An 18,045-nucleotide genomic window follows, 5' to 3' on the forward strand; every position below is an offset into this window, starting at 1 on the left:
GAGCAGAGGCGCGAAAAGTCTGGGGCACAGTGGCGAACTCCCTCGCTGATCCGAGGCCAGAAAGCACCCCAATTCCATCAAAAGTGAGTCAGAGCCCAGGTTCGTCCCTCTCTATCGCGTATTATGAAGCCCCTGGGCGCCGAACCTCAATTGCTTGCTAGGCGGCCAGCCGCCGAATGCTACTGACAATATCTCGCGACCTATAGGGCTTTGCGAAGAACATAGCCGCAGGATCAAACCCCTTGAGGCGATCTTGGACCTGCGGCGCAAAGCCGGAGACTATGATCAAGATGATCGGAGGGTGATGGGTTCTGGCGTGCAATGCGACGTGGATGCCGTCCATTTGACCGGGCATTTGCACATCGGTGAACAACACATCGAAGAACTCTGGCCCTACCAAGCGAAGGGCGGCGGCGTCGCCGCTGGAGGCTTCTTCGACGTCGAAGCCTTCATCTCGGAGCATCTCCGCTGCCACTATGCGGATCAGGGGCTCGTCTTCAACGAGCAAGATGCGTAGGGCCTCCACGTGACTTCCCCTTGGATCCGTAAATGTGTCAATCGCGCAGGCGCTGATTTGTATCAAAGGGGGCATGGCGCGGCATCGCCATACACGAGAGCGGCATAATTCCTCAGAACGGGACATATTGGGCGGTGCCCAGCCCCCGGCAGGTCTCCCGTAGGGCATCACCCTACCGTGACTTGCCAGTCTGCGAACCGCGCGTAAGCCCCGACGCGTCAGCCGATTCTAGAAGCGGGTCGCCGCCAGGACACCGAGGAACAGGGTCTGACCGGGAATCGTCGCGGCACCCGGCGTCGCAAGATCGCTGGTAATCATGACGGTCGTAACGTCACTCGGCAGGCCGCCGAAGCGCAGAGCCCCGCCCGTGGCAGGTATCTCTCCCAGCAGTTGAGGCGCCTTCGCCTCGAGGGGCTTGGCCCAAAGGTCTAACCGGCGGCCTGGCGGGACCGGGAGTGTTGAGCGCGGGCTTACATAGATACGGTCAGATGCCGTCACGGCCACCCGCACGGCTTCACCCGTCGTGCCCTGGGGCAGCATCAGCCCAACCGCAATCGGCATCGTCGCTTCCACGCGCCAGAGGAGCAGCGCGGCGCAGACCGCGACGACGCCGGCGCCGATGGCCCCCGCACGCCAGAAGGAGAGACGGCGTGCAAGACTGGTCGCCCAGTCTCGCGCTTCAGACCTGCGGGAAGGCGGGGCGTGCACGACCCGATCCTCCAGCGTCGCTTCGATCCGATCCCAAAGATGAGCGGCAGGAGGTCTCGGCGAGTCCAGCTCAGCGAGCGGCTCGAACTCCTGCTGCCAGCCGGCAATCTCTTCTGCCAACGCCGGATCACGGTTTGCGAGCCGCTCGACCGCGCGACGGCGCTCGTCAGGCAGCATCCCCAGAACATATTCCGCTGCAAGCAGGGTCCGGTTTTCGCGCTTGTCAGTCATTGGTCGAGGCACCGTCGCAAAGCGAGCAGCCCCCGCCGGAGCAAAGACTTCGCTGTTCCCAAAGGCATAGCGAACCGCTTCGAAAGCTCGGCGTGGGAATAGCCTTCGCAGAAGGCCAGCAAGATCATGCGTCTCGTGCGCGGTTCGAGCCGTTCGAGGCACTCCGCGAGCGGCCTCCTGTCGTTGGCTCGCAAGGTGGCAAGAGTGGCAGCCGCCTCATCCTCGGCCTGTCCGGCCTGGCCGCCCATCACCGGCTCGCGGCGGCGGCCACGCATCATTTCCATGGCGGCAAACCGCGTCACCATTGTCAGAAAGGCGGCGCCAGACCCCCGCTCCCGATCGAAGCGATGAGGGGCAACCATGAGGCGCACGAACACGTCGTGCAGCACATCATCTGCCAGCATGCCGTCGCCCGTGATGCGGATGGCCAAGGCACGCAGTCGCGGCGCCTGTCGGTCGTAGATCTCGCGGAGAGAAGCGCGATCGCCATCGAAGCAGCGCAGCAGCAAAACCGTCAGCTCGTCGGTCTCGTCCCTGAACGAGTCAGCCCGGCCAGTCACCTCCGGGGCGATGCCGTCCGGTCCCGCCACGCTACGTACCCGGTCTATCAAAGCTGAAGTCTTTTCACATAAACGTGAGGCCGCATCCAAACAGACGCTCTCAACCCGAGAGAGATCGGAAGGTCCGAGCTGGCATTCCGGGCCGTTAGTGACCCGGTCATCGGCTGATCATCATCGCCGGTTCGTTCTCGGTTCCCAAGCAACAAGACGAGCAACCCCAGGAGTTCTCATGTCGATCACGACCAACAACCCCTTTGGCTATCTACTGTCGAGCTTGAACGAGCAGCCTATTCTCACCGGAAAGACATCCGTTTACCTCACTTCGGCTGGAACCTTAACGTCGCTTGGGGTGAGTGTCGAACAGCTTGGCACCGCGACTGTGACATCCTCCGGCGGTACGCCGGTCGCGAACTTCCCGATCACTGGGGGAACACGTGATCTTCTCAACGGCGGAGAAGTCGTCACGCATCAGGGGAGCGGTCTCGAACTGAAAGACAGCACTGGCACCGTCGGGCTGACCGACTTCACGGTCGATACGCAGAACGGAGTGATTGACGCCAATGTGACCCTAGACGGAGAGCTGGCCGGCAACCTGCCTGTCTTTGACCTCGGTTCAGGAGTATTCGGCCCGACCCTCACCCTCACCTCGGCCGCCGCCGGGGCAGTAGATCAGACCCTGGGCACCAGCGCCATAACGTCATCCACAACGATCGGAACCGCCATCGTTTCGCCTCTCATCAACCCATATTCAATTGGAACCCCCTCGCTGCAGTTCATTTCGCCAATGCCGCCGCCCCCACTTGGGGAAACAGCGCCCATCGTCGGCGGCGACACGGCGGTTACCTTGGGATCTGCTTCGACGCTCGCCGAGCTTGGAGTGGCCGTCAAGACGCTGGGTTTTGCCAGTCTGGATCTTAGCGGGCTGCTGCCCGTGGCGAACTTTCCGATTACCGGTGGCTCCGAAAACGCGGCAGGCGACCTTATTCTGCATCAGGGTAGTGGCCTAGCGCTCGGGAATCTGGTGGGCATGGTCAGCCTAAGCGACTTCTTCATCGATACGCGGAACGACGTCGTGGACGCTAACGTCTCGCTTAACGGGAAGTCCGCAGGCAATTTGGCCGTCTTCAACCTTGGGACAAAAGGAGCGCTCACGCTGACAGCGGGTGCGGCCGCCGCGGTCGATAAGACGCTCGGCCTCGGTACGGCGATCACATCGATGACGCCGATCGGAAACGCCACCCCAGGAGTAATCGCGGGGCCACCCACATTCGACGCGGGGCTCGGGCATAACGCGTGATCGTCATGCGAAGGATGTCGTAGTAGCTGGGTCACCTTCATCAGGCACAACCTAAGCCGGCCCAATTGTTCGAGGATCATCCGGCCTCTGCGAGCAGAGAAGCGAAGCCCCGCCCCTCATCGGGCGGGGCTTCGTAGTCGCAACTGGAGCTGGTCAGTCTACTCTTCAAAGCCCTACCCTCATTCAGCGCCCACATTTGCTTCAGACAGTCGTCAGCATCGCGCAAGCATTCAGCAGCGGCCGCCATGTTCCCTGACGGCCTTTCTTTGCGCGGGTGCCTCGCCTCTACACGCGACTCGTTTCGTGGTCATCGGCCTGCGTTCGCATCAACCATGATGCGGTGTCGGTTGATCGGTGATAGGTTTGAGAGCGTTTCGGCGGCTCTGTTGTCATCGGCAGGGGAGGTCTGCTTGCCGGGGCCGGGTTCACTTTGCCCCGGGCCCGGCCAAGCGCCCAGCAATCTCCAGTTCCACATGGCTACAACCTGCGCGAAAAGATCTGATGACCCGCCGGCAATACGAACTTTAATTCGCCCGTCCCTATACAGGACCGCGCCTTATTAGCACAGCCCAGCAACACGAACGTATCCCTCGTCGGCTGCTGTGCGGCTTCCGGGCGGTCGGGCAAAGCCAGCGAGACTGCTGCGGCACCAGCCACATTGTCAGAACGACCGTCCAAATTGTTCGATGAACAGGAATGACGCTCAGACGCGCAGAGGATTATCTACACGCCTGTAGCGCAAAACCCCATCTAAATCCAGTGGAGCTTTTACTGCAACTTCCAGCAACCTTTTGAGGAGACCCGCTGTCGGAACCGAATTCTGCGTTCCCTCAACAGACACGGCAAACGCACCAGCGGCATTGCCATAGCGAGCAGCCTGGACTGCGTCACGCGTGTTCAGCCAGACAGAAAGAAATGCACCGGTGAAAGCGTCACCGGCGCCCGTGGTGTCGATCACATGAGCAACCAGTCCAGGGACGTGGGTCGGTTCACGCCGGTCGGGGAATATAACCAACGCGCCGTCTTCTCCCAGCGTAAGGATCATGATGCCTTTTGGACGAGCGCCGCGCACAAGGGAGAGCGTGGCCTCGACTACGGGCGTCAGACCGCCCCGGCACTGCGTCGCTTCCTGTACGACGTCACGATTGAGAAAGACTAAATCGAAATGCCTGATTAGTGTTGCCAGATGGTTCGCAGTTTGGGAAACGGTGGGAAGATCAGTCATTTGTAGGCTGAGAATGGCTCCGGTTCTACCTATATCTAAAACCATCTTCAGCATATGATCGACCTGCGAGCCATCGACATGCAGGCATCGCTCTCGCTTCGTCACGCGCCTGAGGTAGGGGCTGAGATCGGATTCCAGCAATACTACCGGCTCATTTAGTATCGTGCGGGACCCATTCTTTTCCACCAGAACGATGCATCGGCTGATACGCTGGTTCACTTGACGCCGTACCGCCGCTGTGCCCACGTTCTTCCGCGCGAGCTCCGCAAGTGCCCAGTAGCTGTCAGCGTCGTCTCCAAGTGTGGTGACCAACTCGGTGCCGACTGGGAACTGATCGGTAAGTGCCGCGGCAAAGGCAGCGGTGTTGGCAGCCGGGCCGCCAAGCGACTTCTCTATGCTGCGGGCGGTGCTGCGATCATTGCGGTGAGGGAGTACCGACAGGGTCGCTGTGTAGTCGACGCTCGCAGCACCTACGACGATAAGCTGAGGCACATTAACATTTTGAGCGTGGACAAGAGGATCGACGTGTTTGATAGGAGGTAGTGTGAGTGTCGTTGGCTGGAAGTTCAGGGTGCGTATTGCGGCTTCAACTTTCTCGCGTGTCACCGCACGCACAGGGACGGTATTGTTCAGCACATTGAACACTGTGCCGACGGAGACATCTGCAAGCCGAGCCACATTCAGCATGGTGGCCCTGCGCCGCTTCAAGAGACGGTTGCCAGGGTTTGCGGATTGGTGAGGTGGTCGAGCGCAATGCGCGGCACGATCATCGAGTCGCCTTCTTTGTCATGCCCGCTGCACGTCTTATCCACCGTCGCTAGGCGATTGGGCTTACGTTTGTTGATCCGCGGATTTCTCGGCCGTGCTTGAAACCCCGAGCCAGTCGACCAATTGGCCCCAGAACCTTCCATAATGCTCCCAGGCAAGGAACTCCGGACTGCCCCAATGCGCGGAGCAATCCGATGCAAAGGCTGCCGCACGCCCGCGCCCGAAGTTCCCGACAATAAGAAATGGGTCGTTTTCTACGCTCATCAGCACCTGGGCATCGGCTTTTGCCTTGAGGCGATTGTAGCCAAGGAAATGCGGCCAGTCTCCCAGAACCCCATTTAGAATGGCATGAGTACCACCGACAACGGGTGTCACGCCCTCAGGCGTTTCGATGCGATCGTCGTAGCCGAGCATCTCAACCGGCAAAGCATCGGCCAAAGGCGTTGCCTGGTAGTGACCCTTCCCTTCGAGCCCGGAAAAGGAAAGGTAGCCACCCACCATTACCAGGCCGCCGCCAAGTTTCACCCAGTCGCGGATGACCCGGAGCCGATCTGGAGTGCGGAGGCAATGGTCGAAGCAATCGGGATGTATCTGGAGCGTGTCCGCGGAGATGTCGCTGAGCATCACAACGTCGTAAGGCGCCAGCGCCTCGACATTCCAAGGGAAGTCATTCACTGCCAGGTGATTCGGAATGAAGGTCACCTCATGCCCTGCGGTCTTCAGAGCCGCTACAATCTCTGCCTGTCCTTCGCCATAGGTGCTTGTCGCATAGGATGAAAAGCCTTTGGCTTCGACCTTGTATGTCACCCAGGACTCGCCGGCGAGCAGGATCTTTCGCGATGGCATTGCTCTCAACTCCAAATTTTATGTGCGCAAACCAATCATCCGCCCACTCATGACAACGCTGCGAAGCTTGTTGGATCAGAGGTGCGTGTCGCCGTTTGCTATGAGCTGGCCGTCAACCACGACAGGGAATTGATCCACAGCTTCGAGAATCCTTCCCACTTAGTAAATGCGTCGGGAACCCAATGCGGCCCGATATCCGACATCCAGGCCATGGTGCGGCCTTTTCCATAGCGGCCGATCACGAGGAGGGGATGGCCACCCTCCGATGCCGGCAACCGGGCGAGAAGTTCCACGGCGGGATCTGTCCGGGCTTCAACTTCATTTGCTCCCAATAGAAGGGGCCAATCCCGGCCGAGACCGCGCAGCACCGGGTGGTCGTCAGCGCCAACGATCTCCGGCACAAACCCCTCCGGCACTTCAATTCGGTCGTCGTATGGAAGACACGTAACGGGAAGCGCGTCTTCCACCGGAGTTCGACGCCAGCGGGCACGGCCGTCGATACCTTGGAAGCTGAGGTATCCGCCGATCATCATCAATCCGCCACCTTGCTGCGTCCAATCCCGTATCAGTTTGAGACGATTCAGCATCGGCTTGCCTTGCATCCAAACCGCCGGAGGTAGGAGCAATGTATTGGCCCCGACATCCGACAGAATGACCGCGCCGTATTCGGCTAGCCCTTCGCTCGTGAAAGGAAATTTCTCGGCGGCGTCGTGGGACGTCATGTATGTGAGCTCGAAGGGGCTGTCCCGCAGCGCGGTCACCAGCGGCTCCGCGCCGAGGTGGAATGTCACGCTGCTGAACTGGTCAAACCCTTTGTAGTGAGTCGCGGCGCTGACCCAACTTTCGCCAACCAACAGCACTTTCGTCTTCGTCATCTATACGGTCCTTCTGAGAGGGGGCGCCTTGTGGCTGTTCAGTTTCGCAGACCTGGAAAACCGTCAACCTGTTCCGCGAAGTGGCATGCGCAACGACGACCGCCCCCGAGTTCGCGCAGCAGCGGCTTGTCTATGAGGCAACGAGCCTGCGCAAAGGGGCAGCGGGGCTGGAATGCGCAGCCGGTGACGCGGCCGATCGGGCTCGGTGGCTCTCCGGCGAGCTTCGGGGATAGCCGCCCGGGCTCCGTCGTGGGAATCGCGGCGAGCAAGCCCTCTGTATAGGGATGCGCGGGCCTGGCGAAGACAGCTTCAACGGGGCCCTGTTCCACGATCTCCCCACGATACATGACGGCAAGATCTTCTGCGATCCGACGGGCGACCCCAAGGTCGTGAGTCACGGTCAGCAATGCCACGCCAAGTTCGGAACGAAGCGCCTGCAGAAGTTCTAGAACACGTATCGCCAACGATGCATCCAGAGCGCTGACAGGCTCGTCGCAGATAAGAAGGCGAGGCTCGGATGCGAGGGCTCGTGCAATTGCGGCACGCTGGCGCTGGCCGCCGGATAGGTTACGGGCTTTGGCACCTGCGGCGCGCGCATCTAGACCGACGCGTTCGAGAAGTGCGAGGCTTGCATCACGGCGCTCTCTCCGAGGGATGCCCCGCCGCCCGAATTGTTCGTCAAGCAGCGCGCCGATCGTCATCCAGGGCGTGAGCGAGCTACCGGCGTCCTGGAAAACGAGCTGAGGACGCCCCGCCCTGGTTCCCCATCTCACTTCGCCGGCATCGGGCCGAATGAGACCGCAGGCAATTCTAAGTGTCGTTGTCTTTCCGCAGCCACTCTCACCGACGAGCGCGAGCGATCCGCCGGATGGAATGGCGAGACTTACATCGGCAACAGCATAAACATCCTGTCCGCCTAGTCCCAGCCGCCCGCCGGCGACCACGAACCGTTTCGACACTTGCCTCAGCTCGAGCGCCATTTCCTCGTCGATTGGAAAAGGTGCTCCGTCACGCGGGCTTGGCGACTTAATTATCCGATGTGCCGCGGCGTCGGCAACGCGATCGGCAACGGGGCGTAGCGGTTGCGGGTGAAAGCAGGACGCCATGCCGGCTCCATCAGAAGCTGGGCGTGGGGTCAGATCTGGCATCGTAGCGCGGCAGTCGTCTTGGGCGTTTGGACAACGCGGCGCGAAAGGACAACCCGGCGGCGGCGCGGTCGGATTGGGTGGCGCTCCAGGAATGGCAAGTATCGGTGCTCCCGCCGGCGTGTCCACCGATATACGAGCCGCCAGAAGTGCCTTTGTATACCAGTGCGTCGGCCCGCCCAGGATATCGGCGGCAGGCCCTACCTCGCAAATCCGCCCGGCGTATAGCACGACGATTCGATCGGCGATCGAAGCAGCAACGCCGAGGTCGTGAGTCACGAATAGCACCGCGCATCCATGCTCTCGTCGAAGTCGATCGAAGAGCAACACGATTTGAGCCTGCACGCTGACATCCAAAGCCGTAGTCGGTTCATCCGCGACGATCAACTGCGGAGTACCTGTCGCGTTGCCGAGGCCGTAAACAGGGACGTCCGTCGGCACAGCCTTATGCGGCTCCGCCGGTGCCGCACCCAAAGCCATCGCGATCGCGACACGCTGGCGCAAGCCCCCAGAAAGTTCGTGTGGAAATTGGCCCGCCCTGGAGGCCGCCGAGGGCACTCCGGCATCGCCGAGATTCGCCAAAGCGCGCGCTCGCCTGATCCCTCGCTCTGTCAGCTGGGCGCCGATCTTGGTCGTCGGGTTCAAGGAGGTAAGCGGGTCTTGGAAGACTGCGCCCAGAAGATGGCGCTGCACAGCGCGCCGGGCCCGGTCATCAGCAGCAAGCATGTCGACGCCCGCGATGCGTACACTTCCGGAGATCTCGGCCCCCGGCGTTCGCGCGACCAGACCCAGAATTGACTGCCCAAGCACACTCTTACCCGAACCCGACTCTCCCACGACGGCGATGACCTCGCCCGCGGCGATCTCAAGCGAAACGGAGCGTAAAGCCTGCACCCTTCCCTGCCGGCTGCGAAAAGCCACTTGAAGATCCTGGATGACGGCCACGGGCTGACGCGGCCCGTTGCTTGCGACGGTTTCGGCCGGCCTCTCGGATTGGGACAGCAACGTCACCGCGCTTGCTTCAGCCGAGGGTCGGCAACCACTTGCAGGACATCCACGGCGGCGTTGATGATCACATAGATCGCGCCGAGAACCAGCGTTACGCCAATGACAGCTGGGAAGTCCGAGTTGACCAGAGCCGCGGAGGTGTAAAGACCGAGACCAGGCCAGGCAAAGACCGTCTCAACGACGATCACGCCAGTCAAGACAAGGCCCAGCTGCAAACCGGCCATCGAAAGAACCGGCGTGAGAGCATTCCGTAGCGCGTGACGCAGCAGGACGGCCCATTCGGAGATTCCCTTGGAGCGTGCCGTGCGTACATGGTCCTGCCGCATCGCATCCAGTAAGGCGCCGCGCAGAACACGTCCGATCGCGACGGATGGCCCGAGCGCTATAACGAGGGACGGCATCAGTACGTGCCTAAGTCCATCCATGTAGCCACCGAACTTACCCGTGAAGAAGTCGGAAATCAGCACGAATCCTGTTGCAACACCCGCCGTCGTGCGACCCGAGGCCGGCAGCAAGCCGAGCCAGCTGTAGAGGGCCAGCACAAAGACTATCCCGAGAAAGAAGGTCGGGGCTGATGCGAAACTCACCATTACCACGCGGATCGTCTCGGCACCCCGCCTACCGGATGCCGACCACAGACCAAGCGCCAGCGATAGGACGAAGATCCAGATCGCCGCGACAAGCGACAGCTCGATTGTCGCGGGCGCGAACTGGGCGAGATCCGCCGTTATCGCGTTATGGGTCCGCAGCGATGTGCCCAAGTCGCCATGGAGAATGCGTTCGAGAAAGCGAAAATATTGAACATAGACCGGCTGATCGTAGCCGAGCGCGTGACGCGTTGCCTTGATGAGCGTTTGACTGGCACCCGCACCCAGGTTGGCCGCAACCGGATCCGTAGGCACGGTTGTGTCAATGATGAAGACTACCAGCGTGAGTGCCAGCAGGATTCCGATCAGTGCGGCGAGGCGCCCAGCAATCAGGCGAATCACGTCAGCGTCGCTCCATCAGATCACGGACACCATCACCGGCAAAGTTTGCGATGAATGTCAGCAGGAAGACGGCGGCCGCGGGAATGACCGCGACCCACCAATTGGTCAGTAGATAGGTCAGCCCGCGAGCCGTCATGGCACCCAACTCGGATGCTGGGTCGGGTGATCCCAGGCCGAGAAAGGAGAGGCTGGCGAGAAGCAAGATCACATTTCCGACGTCGAGCGATGCGGTGACGATGACCGGTCCGAAGGCGTGCGGTAACACGTGGCGCAGGGCAATTCGCAGGCGCCCGAGGCCGACCAAACGCGCGGTCTCCACATGCGCCATGCCGACCGTCGCGCGCACCTGGCCCCGCACCACCCGCGCATACCAAGGCCACCACACGACAGCGACACCGATTAAGGTGTGCTCAAGGCTCGGCCCAAGCGCCGCGACGATCGCCAGTACAAGTAAGGGTCCCGGAAGCGCCAGGAAGAGGTCAGTGAGGCGCATCAGGGCGGCATCCAACAAGCCACCCGCCATACCGGCTACCAGGCCAATAAGGCCGCCCACGACGACGCCGGATGCGATCACGAGAGTCGCGGACGTTAGGCTCATGCGCATCCCGTAGATCACCCGGGAGAGCAGGTCTCTCCCAAGGTCGTCCATTCCGAAGGGATGGGCCCAGCTCGGACCAAGAAGCGGCTGATCGACCAGAGCAGTCGGATCATAGGGCAATAGCGGTGGCAGGACGATCAGCATCAGCACGAGCAGCGCCGCAAGGCAGAGCACGACGCGCTCGACCCAGCCCAGTCCCCCGCCATTGAGCTTTAGTCGGAGTGCCCAGCCGAAGGCCCGCCGGAGAGGAGGCCGCGGCTGGGAACGGATAGCCAAAGCCGTCATTTTGCCGATGGGCGCAGAGTTGCGAGGTTGATGCAGGTCGTGCATTCGAGCTGATGCGCCCAGCCGGTGATGCCGGCGCGGGCAATGAACGTGTCATCGGCATCGGCGATGGTTATAAAGGTTCCCGCATCGTGGATGATGTCACCGGCCCGCCCGTAATCCACCAGAAGTTGCTGCTCGTTCGTGTCGCTCAGGCCCTTGTCCATGGCCTGATCTGCTTCCGGAACCGAACCCGCGAAGTAGTTGAGCGCGGCACCCTTATACATATACGAGCGCGCCCAGGTGTCTGGCGAAGCGGAATCCGGGTTCTCACTGCCGATGAAGAGCTGCGGCACGGTTTTGGGATTCTCTGACGGGTAATTAAACAGCTGAGCCACGGTAATTTCCGTCACCGTCACCTTCAATCCAGCCTGGCTTAGTTCGCTTCCAACACCATCGGAGATCCGGCCAATATCCGCCCCGTGCCCAGAAAGATACACGAGACTGACGCCGCGGTCGGCAGCCGACAGTTTGGCAACCAACGCCTTCAGTTTGCTCGGATCGTACGGCTGCGGATCGGCGCCGAGCGCGGGCGGCAGCATACCTGCCGGATACATGCTCGTCGATGTCGTGCCGTAATTGCCGAAGAAAATCCTGGTGAGAAGCGCGCGATTGATGGCCTGCCCCAGAACCTTCCTCAATGCGGGATCGGAGAAAGGCAGCCGGTTCGGGTTGACGTGCATCCAGGTCTTCAGGAAAACCGGAAAGACCTGAACCTGATAGCCGGAGATGTGTTTGAACTTGTCCACCGTTGCGCCTGGCTGCTGGTGGAGGATGTCCAGATCGCCCCCTCTCAGCTGGAGAACCTGGCTGCCAGCATCGGGAATCAGCTTATAGATGACGGTTTTGTAGTAGGGTGCGCTTCCCCACCATTTCGGGTAAGCCTGCTCAACGTATTGCTGCCCGAGCGTGAATTGCGTGATGGTGTAGGGTCCGGTGCCAGCATCGTGTGTAGCAAGCCAATGCTGACCTAGATCGTTACCCTTGCTATTGGCACTGATCGCCGTCGGGCTGATCATCTTCGTGCCATAGGCTGAGGCCAAATAGTCCATGAATGCGGACACCGTCTTGCCGAGCGTGATCACCAGCGTATAGGGATCAGGCGTCGCCATGCTCTTGATGTCCTGGACCTGATACAGCGTCCCCTGGTTCATCTTGATCCGGCGCTCAAAACTGGCTTTGGCAGCCGCCGAATCGAAGGGTGTACCGTCGTGGAAGGTTACACCATGCCGCAGATGAAGGGTGTATACTGTGTTGTCCGGCGAGGTCGTCCAGCTCGTTGCAAGCCAGGGAATGATCTTCGTGCTGTTTCCCGGGGCATATTGAACCAAGCCCTCATAGGTATTGTTCACAAGTTCCATGCCGGGGATGTCGTATTGGACGTCCGGGTCGGGACTTTGAATGTCCTCATAGTAGCCGAGCCGCAATGTTGTGTTCGGATCCGGCGTGGCGCTTAGCGCTCCGTTCGACCCAACGGCGGTCAGAAGCGCGACACCTGCAACGGCGGTAAGTGGAACGAGTGTGTGCCGGTTGAGCATTCTATAGCCTCCGTTACTGTTCGCCAGCTTCGATGTGTATTCTATGCGATTCGTTTGGCTCGCTTGCTCGCCGCTAGCGGCCACCTGAGCCGATACGATCTATCCGGCCATCGACCGCTGGTCCGCCAGCGGCGCGCGGGTCAAGATAATCCGCTTGCGTGATTCCAAGGCGGCGCATCGCCAGGCCGGTGATCGCCTCTAGCACGCACCGATGCGCGAGCAGCGCCGTGATATTGTTTCCGACGTCATAGGGCGGACTAACCTCGACGACATCCATACCCACCAAGCCGACCTCGTGCGCGATTCGCCGCACCGCCCGCAACATCTGATGACTGGTGAACCCGCCCGGCTCCGGTGACCCAGTGCCCGGTGCATAAGCTGGATCGGCACAGTCGATATCAACCGTCAGGAAATAATGTTCCGCGCCGCTTTTTGCCTCTGCGATGGCTTCATCAAGTACGGTGTCGAACCCCCGGTGAAGGACTTCGGCCATGTAATGCGTCTTCATCCCCTGCTCTTGCATCCAAGCCGTCACTGAAGGATCGGGCCAACCACCGCGCATGCCGATTTGCACGAAATCGGAACCCCGTACGTCGCCGCTCTGCACAAGTTCCCACATCTGGTTGCCATGGTTCATGATATGACCCTGGGGCGTCGGAGCGGTGTCGCTGTGAGCATCCAACTGGATGACGCCGACCTTGCCTGGTCCATATTTCTTCGCCACGGCGGAAACGATCGGGCCGGTGATGGCATGGTCGCCCCCGAGGAGAATCGGAAGTGCGCCCGCATCAAGGATTTCCCCGACAAAACTGCGGATATTCGCAAAGGTCATTTCGGTATTGCCGGGCACAACTTGGGCGTCGCCGTAGTCAGCCATTACAAAATGCTGGAATGCGTCGACCCGAACCGTCTGCGACGGACGATTGAAGGGCGGCGACCACGCGTTGTCGCAACGACGGATCGCTTGCGGGCCGAGATGAGTCCCAGCTCTCGCGGTGTTCGTACCGTCCCACGGAATACCGCCAATTGCTATGTCGATCGCGCCGGCCCGAAGATCCTCGGGCGAAAGACACAGCGGCAGCTTCAGGAACGTCTGTATCCCGACGTAAGAAGGTTCCCATTCATAGCGGGTCACTCTCCGCGGTCCGACGGGGCCGGTTTCGCCAACCATGCTTTTTCCCTGCTCTCGCTCGATCATTCGAAGCCCGCGTGCGAGGCACTCGCCTCAACGCAAACTGGTTAACTGATGTTGACTCATTGAAAGTTTTTCATAATCAGTACGTTCAAGGCGAAACGGAGCCAAATGTTATGATTGGCAACCCGTAGAGCTCCAAGCTTCTCCAGACAGTGCCAAGCATATAAGTCAAGTTTCTCATCTTCTGACAACAGAAAGTTATTGAAAGTTCTTCAATTTTAAATCACGGACCTCTCATAGAGGCCTAAGCCCTTACAGGCCCTGACTTTGGGGGGCATTCGATGTCGCGCGATATCATCGCCGGTAAACTGAGTTGACGAAGATCGCTCTCTGACCCATGCAACTGGTCAACGGCCCGACGAGGAAAACAAGATGAAACTTTCCGACACGGAGTTGCGCGCGCACAGGCGAGCACAACTTTCGGCGCGTGACACGCTGATCGCCGTTCAAAGCGAGATCAAGACTGGTGCTACAGAGGCTTCTCTGGCGAGCGCATGCCGGCGTCTGATGGATGCCGCCGGAGCTACCGGATACTGGTGGTATACGACGCCGGCATACGTCCTGGCGGGTGAGAATTTGCGCCTTTCGGTTGAAGGCGATGTCTACGCTCCGGGCGAGGTAGCGATCGGTGCTGACGGAATGATTACGATCGATCTTCATCCGGAGATTGACGGCCGATGGGGAGATTGTGCGCGAAGCTATTTCCTGAGGGACGGTGATATCGTTACGCCCGAGGCAGCGGGATATGAGGAAGCAGACGGGATGGCAACGGAAGCCGCCCTTCATTCGCTCATCCGGGCGGAAGCACGGCCAGAAATGACGTTTCAGGAACTTCATTTTCTGGTCGCCAGGGAAGTCGCCAATCGCGGTTACGAGAACTTGGATTTCCTGGGGAATTTCGGCCATAGCATCGGAGCCGACGTCACAAACCGCGCCTTCATCGACGCAAACTGCGGTCAGCCATTGGGGAGCAGCCCGCTTCTGACCTTTGAGCCACATATTGCAAGGCCCGGGCGACCCTTGGCTTTCAAATACGAGGAGGTCTACCTTTTCGATAACGCAGGAACACTCTGCCTCCTTTAGCCTAAAGGTGTGACTCGCTCCAACGAACCGGCGTCGGCGCGAAATATTGCGAGACATCAGATCGCGCAAAGTATGATGGCACTACCTGAGAAGCCCTCTTCGAGCTACCCAACATGTCCGCATCCAGCCGACCACTATCGCCAGTGCTGAAGCTCTGACCGCCTTTTCATGGAACAAACGCAAATGACAGCATCATCGTGACGGCAACAGACGCCGTCGATCTCACCTCGGAGACAACAATGCCGCCTACCTTATCGGAGGCGGCGCCTGAGGAATGAGTGGCTGACCATTCCGCTGATTTACCGGATTAAACGGAGCCGCTGCGGGGGGCGGCCCGATTGGATGTATGGGCACGCCCGGAGGCGGCCTCGGAGGCAGGCCTGCATTGAGCGGCGGAGGGCGGCCCTGACCGCCATAGTGAGGGGACCCAGGTGGCGGAGGCGGCGGCCGACGGTTCCCACCGCCATAACCGCAATTCCAGCAACCTCCGCCGTAGTCGCCGACAAATCCAGGCGGACCATAGTCCGGGCCATAATTGGGGGCTCCACCCTCATAGTCCGGGGCGCCGTATCCTCCCATGCCAGGACCGTAGCATCCAGCGAGGGCGAGCAGCGACGCCACTGCAATCGCCGACGCGGTCACACTCGATATGGATCGGCGTTTTGTGCTCATGATGCCGGATCAGCCCCACGTTCCGCGACACAATGTAGACGACCAGCGAGCGCAAGGTCCAACACCGTGACGGCTGCCACCATCAGCAAGCCCGCCAGCGCACCATTTCGTCGTGGATTGCGCGGCGTGATGCCGGAAGCAAGCGTGCCCATGTCCAGCGCGTCGCCGCCAACGCGCGCCCATACCCAGATCACGGGATCGCGGGCCGCCAATAGGCCGATGCCTGTTGCGATCTCGCGCAAGCCATAGAGGCCCACCAACGCCTCGTTTCGAACTCCGGTCTTTTCCGATACCGCACGACGGGCGAACACGTCGACGAGGCCTAAGCCAATGCTCAACACCCCCAGCGCACGCGCCAGCGCTAGATCGTTCTCTGCATAAAGGGGCCTTTTGCGTCCCGTCATCGCTTATCTCCTGGCAGGATACCGAGATGGGCGTCGCGGCACAGTAAGTGTCAGCACGATTCATTGATGTGGGAGTCTTTCTCACACAAAGCTCGGCGACCTACACCTATACCCTATAGGGTATCCTTGACATGATCGGCTCGTCGTTCGATAAAAGCGTGGCTATCGAGACACTGTTCGGGATCGAAGTCCGTTCATGATCTTGGGTGTAGCCCGCGCCGTTGATTCCAAGCCGCTGGATCGGCGGATCCTGGCCGAGCACGCTTACGAGACGCTCAGGGGGCTCATTCTCGATCGTCACATCGCGCCAGAAAGCTGGATGGCGATCGACGTGCTTGCTCGGGACCTAGGGGTATCCCAAACGCCGATCCGGGAAGCGCTGGCGCGGCTCGAGAGCGATGGGCTGGTATCCAAACGCGAGAACGGGCGCTTCCGAACGGAGCCGCTGCTTACAAAAAGCTCTTTCAACAACCTCTACGACGTTAGACTTCAACTTGAGCCTTTTGCGGCTGGCGAGGCTGCCAAAGAAAGAACCGATGACGAACTCATCGAGCTTAAGCACGCTGAAGCTTTGATGCGGGTGGCGCCGACCGGAGAAGTCTATGCCAGATTCGCGGAGTTCACTGCCGGCAATGCCGCATTTCACGCGATCATCGCGAGGGCGGCGCGAAATCGGTTCCTTTCGGATGCCATCCATCGTTTGCACAGCCACCACAGGCTAGCGCATCTCTATTTGCACCACGGAATCGTGGACGCGACCCCGGCTCTTGCAGAGCATGCCGTGATAGTCGAGGCGATCGCCAAACGCGACCCGCAGCGGTCATCCGATTTGATGCGTGCCCATATCGAGCGCTCCCGCCACGAGCTCGAACGCCTCATCACTGGCGATTGATCAAAGGAGAACCCCGCGCTCGCTAGCTCACCGAAGATGGAACGAAAACACATAGAACTCGAGGAACACGCTCGAGTCAAAAGGAGGGATGAATGTCCAACGAATCAATACGGCGCTCGACGCTGCTGTCCTTGGCCTGCGCCGGCGCTTTGACATCCGCGCTTGCCGCGGTTCCCGCGAAAGCGGCTGATAAGATTTATCACATCGCCCTTAGCAATTCCTACATTGGGAATCAGTGGCGAGTTCAGATGGTCAATCTCACCAAGGCCTATGCGAGAAAATACTACGACGGTCAGGTGACGCTGACAGTCGTCAACTCGGGAACCGACGTTCAGGCACAGATCGCCGCGATCGATGATATGATTTCCCAGAAAGTCGATGCCATCCTGGTTGACCCCGCCTCGGAATCCGCATTGAACCCCGTGCTTGAGGAAGCAGCCAAGCAAGGTATCGTGGTGGTCGATTTCGACCATGCGGTGACGGCACCCTCCGCGTATAAAGTCGGTGTCGATTTCGTCAAATTCGGTGGAATCATGGGCCAGTGGATGGCCGATACACTGAAGGGCAAGGGCGATATCATCATGAATCGCGGCGTGCCTGGCTTCGAAGGCGATCGAGCAGAATACCAAGGCGCGACGGATGCTTTCAAGAAGTATCCAGGCATCCATATCGTAGCGGAAGTCTACGGCAAGTGGGACGACAGTGTTTCACAAGCGGAAATCATGAAGGTTCTTCCAGCTCACCCATCGATCGACGGCATCATCAACCAGGCGGGGGATTATGGCGTTGTCCAAGCATTCCTTAACACGCACCGAACTTTCGTTCCGATGACGGGGGAAGGTTCGAACGGCTGGCGTCTCTCGATGTTGAAATACAAGGACCAGGGCCTGGAAGGCATTTCCGTTGGCGATCCGCCGACACTTGGTGCCTATGCGTTGAAGGTCGCGGTGGATGTGCTGAACAAGAATCCGCCTCCCGAAAAACTCATCAATGTCGGCATCCCGACCCTGACAACAGCGCAGCTCAAGGAAGGGGTCAATGTGTTTTCCAACCTTCCGCCCACAGTCTACGACGATATCGACATCCCTGGCTCTGGCCTCAAGCCACTCACCATCGAAGACTCGCTCGGCAAGTAAAACTCGGGAGCGGGGCCGCGCCCCGCACTGAGCT

Annotated in this window: 16 protein-coding genes; 4 read left to right on the plus strand and 12 right to left on the minus strand. The window is 60.0% G+C overall.

Annotated elements, in window-relative coordinates:
• Positions 1-157: 157 nt before the first annotated feature.
• The 3 genes from GSQ83_RS31125 to GSQ83_RS08280 are packed head-to-tail and all read right to left on the minus strand — an operon-like array spanning position 158 to position 2,046.
• Positions 158-685 carry a response regulator gene (locus GSQ83_RS31125; RefSeq protein WP_371417982.1) on the minus strand — a complete coding sequence of 176 codons (528 nt, stop codon included), beginning with the start codon at positions 683-685 and terminating at the stop codon, positions 158-160.
• A gap of 60 nt (positions 686-745) precedes the next feature.
• Complete coding sequence (locus tag GSQ83_RS08275; protein ID WP_158802431.1) at positions 746-1,456, minus strand: anti-sigma factor domain-containing protein; 711 nt, start codon at positions 1,454-1,456, stop codon at positions 746-748.
• Positions 1,453-2,046, minus strand: coding sequence for a sigma-70 family RNA polymerase sigma factor (locus GSQ83_RS08280; RefSeq protein WP_158802432.1), 594 nt, complete (start codon positions 2,044-2,046; stop codon positions 1,453-1,455). Before GSQ83_RS08280 ends, GSQ83_RS08275 begins: the two co-directional genes overlap by 4 nt.
• Before the next feature lie 199 nt (positions 2,047-2,245).
• Here GSQ83_RS08280 and GSQ83_RS08285 point away from each other — a divergent pair, with 199 nt between their 5' ends.
• Positions 2,246-3,313, plus strand: a complete 1,068-nt coding sequence (locus tag GSQ83_RS08285) for a hypothetical protein (RefSeq protein WP_158802433.1) — start codon at positions 2,246-2,248, stop codon at positions 3,311-3,313.
• 703 nt (positions 3,314-4,016) lie between these two features.
• Here GSQ83_RS08285 and GSQ83_RS08290 read toward each other — a convergent pair.
• The 8 genes from GSQ83_RS08290 to GSQ83_RS08325 form a co-directional block, all read right to left on the minus strand.
• On the minus strand, positions 4,017-5,225 hold the full coding sequence (locus tag GSQ83_RS08290) for a PfkB family carbohydrate kinase (RefSeq protein ID WP_158802434.1): 1,209 nt from the start codon (positions 5,223-5,225) through the stop codon (positions 4,017-4,019).
• Between the two features lie 144 nt (positions 5,226-5,369).
• Positions 5,370-6,152, minus strand: coding sequence for a glutamine amidotransferase (locus GSQ83_RS08295; RefSeq protein WP_158802435.1), 783 nt, complete (start codon positions 6,150-6,152; stop codon positions 5,370-5,372).
• A gap of 98 nt (positions 6,153-6,250) precedes the next feature.
• A complete protein-coding gene (locus GSQ83_RS08300; protein ID WP_158802436.1) occupies positions 6,251-7,027 on the minus strand; it encodes a glutamine amidotransferase in 777 nt (258 codons plus the stop codon).
• 38 nt (positions 7,028-7,065) lie between these two features.
• Positions 7,066-9,093, minus strand: coding sequence for an ABC transporter ATP-binding protein (locus GSQ83_RS08305; protein ID WP_216849980.1), 2,028 nt, complete (start codon positions 9,091-9,093; stop codon positions 7,066-7,068).
• Positions 9,094-9,179: 86 nt separating this feature from the next.
• A complete protein-coding gene (locus GSQ83_RS08310) occupies positions 9,180-10,169 on the minus strand; it encodes an ABC transporter permease (RefSeq protein ID WP_158802437.1) in 990 nt (329 codons plus the stop codon).
• Between the two features lies 1 nt (position 10,170).
• Positions 10,171-11,043 (minus strand): ABC transporter permease, encoded by an 873-nt coding sequence (locus GSQ83_RS08315; protein WP_158802438.1) that lies wholly within the window; start codon positions 11,041-11,043, stop codon positions 10,171-10,173.
• Positions 11,044-11,048: 5 nt separating this feature from the next.
• Complete coding sequence (locus GSQ83_RS08320; RefSeq protein WP_158802439.1) at positions 11,049-12,518, minus strand: ABC transporter substrate-binding protein; 1,470 nt, start codon at positions 12,516-12,518, stop codon at positions 11,049-11,051.
• Between the two features lie 184 nt (positions 12,519-12,702).
• Positions 12,703-13,800 (minus strand): agmatinase family protein, encoded by a 1,098-nt coding sequence (locus GSQ83_RS08325; RefSeq protein WP_216849981.1) that lies wholly within the window; start codon positions 13,798-13,800, stop codon positions 12,703-12,705.
• 396 nt (positions 13,801-14,196) lie between these two features.
• Here GSQ83_RS08325 and GSQ83_RS08330 point away from each other — a divergent pair, with 396 nt between their 5' ends.
• Complete coding sequence (locus tag GSQ83_RS08330) at positions 14,197-14,907, plus strand: M24 family metallopeptidase (RefSeq protein WP_158802441.1); 711 nt, start codon at positions 14,197-14,199, stop codon at positions 14,905-14,907.
• A gap of 668 nt (positions 14,908-15,575) precedes the next feature.
• Here the strand turns inward: GSQ83_RS08330 and GSQ83_RS08335 are convergent.
• A complete protein-coding gene (locus GSQ83_RS08335; protein ID WP_158802442.1) occupies positions 15,576-15,983 on the minus strand; it encodes a hypothetical protein in 408 nt (135 codons plus the stop codon).
• A 196-nt stretch (positions 15,984-16,179) separates the two neighbouring features.
• Here GSQ83_RS08335 and GSQ83_RS08340 point away from each other — a divergent pair, with 196 nt between their 5' ends.
• Both GSQ83_RS08340 and GSQ83_RS08345 read left to right on the plus strand, forming a co-directional pair.
• The gene (locus GSQ83_RS08340) at positions 16,180-16,875 is read left to right on the plus strand and encodes a GntR family transcriptional regulator (protein ID WP_158802443.1); all 696 of its coding nucleotides are present in this window, start codon (positions 16,180-16,182) and stop codon (positions 16,873-16,875) included.
• A gap of 92 nt (positions 16,876-16,967) precedes the next feature.
• Complete coding sequence (locus GSQ83_RS08345; RefSeq protein ID WP_158802444.1) at positions 16,968-18,011, plus strand: sugar ABC transporter substrate-binding protein; 1,044 nt, start codon at positions 16,968-16,970, stop codon at positions 18,009-18,011.
• Positions 18,012-18,045 lie beyond the last annotated feature (34 nt).

It is taken from the genome of Acidisoma sp. L85, assembly GCF_009765865.1.
Lineage (GTDB): Bacteria > Pseudomonadota > Alphaproteobacteria > Acetobacterales > Acetobacteraceae > Acidisoma.